The 1,346-nt window shown below is 62.3% G+C and carries 1 protein-coding gene; it reads right to left on the reverse strand.

What is annotated here, in order from left to right; translation table 11 throughout:
* Positions 1-252 precede the first annotated feature (252 nt).
* Positions 253-1,284 (reverse strand): IS110 family transposase, encoded by a 1,032-nt coding sequence (locus tag GGD66_RS41100; protein ID WP_183238760.1) that lies wholly within the window; start codon positions 1,282-1,284, stop codon positions 253-255.
* Positions 1,285-1,346: the final 62 nt, after the last annotated feature.

Genomic DNA, 1,346 nt, shown 5'->3' on the forward strand with positions numbered 1-1,346 from the left:
GCTCCTGGTTGGCAAGGAGAATCTTCACTTTGCGGCGTTGGTCGGAGCGGCCATGTGTTCGGCCTGTTTGCGCGGTTCACGTGACCGCTGGCCATAATGCCCTCCGCGGATCAGGTCCCGATCAAAAGCACGCATTCGAAGATGCCATGGCCCATGTGGGTTGTCCTGATCGCCGGATCGACCGGCGCTGCATTAAGTGCTGTTCGCCCTTCCAACCGTTACGTCACACCGGCATGTCCGGCGTGATCTCGTTTACGCCGTGAGAGCGGCGGGTTCCTTGTAGCGTTCGTTCCTGGCCATCATCGCCCATGCCATCCTGGCAAGTTTGTTGGCGAGCGCGATGGCGGCGACCTTGGTAGGTCGCCGCGCCAGCAATGCGGTGAGCCAGGGCCGATGCCCCGTGCCATGGATCTTTGCATAGCGGATCACGGCGAGTGCGCCTGCCGTGAACAGGCTGCGCAAATAGCGATCGCCCTGCTTGCTGATACTGCCAAGCTTGTCCTTGCCTCCGCTCGAGTTCTGCTTTGGCACGAGCCCAACCCACGCCGAGAAGTCCCGACCCGATCGGAAGGCCTTGGCATCGGCAACGCTCGCGACCAGCGCTGTTGCCAGCGCCGGCCCGACGCCGGGGATCGCGTCCAGCCGTTTGCTCGTCGCGCTTGATCGATGCCAGGCGATGATGCGTCGGTCGAACTCCAGGATTTGGGCCTTCAGCGTCCGCAATTGACTGCCGAGAGCAGCAAGACATGCGCGGGCCGCCTCCGGGAGCCGGTGGTCAGCTGTATCGGCGACGACTTCCAGCAGTTGCTCGACACCTCGGCGACCGACCGGGGCGACAATCCCGAACTCGGCAAGATAGGCGCGGATTGAATTGATGACGGCAGTCTGCTGGCGGATGAAGAGATGGCGCGCGCGATGAAGCATCAGACAGCTCTGTTGCTCGACCGTCTTGGTCGGCACGAACCGCATGTTGGGTCTCGTGACCGCCTCGCAAATCGCCTCCGCGTCCGTGGTGTCGTTCTTCTGCCGCTTGACGTAGGGCTTCACATAGGCCGGAGGCATCAACCGCACGGTATGCCCCAACGCCTGCAGTTCGCGGGACCAGTAGTGGGATGACGCGCAAGCCTCGATCCCCACCAGGCACGGCGGCAACTTCTCAAAGAACGACAGCATGAAACGGCGCTTGAGCTGGCGGCGGATCACCACCTGACCGGCTGCATCGACGCCATGCACTTGAAAGACCGACTTCGCGATATCCAGACCAATCGTCGAAATTGATTGCATAGGCTGCTCCTCCGAATCGTGGGAGCCTCAAACGGCGCCCCATCCTTGGCACTCTCGTGCCC

Origin of the sequence: Bradyrhizobium sp. CIR48 (assembly GCF_014198315.1) — a bacterium.
In the GTDB taxonomy this organism is placed as follows: Bacteria; Pseudomonadota; Alphaproteobacteria; order Rhizobiales; family Xanthobacteraceae; genus Bradyrhizobium.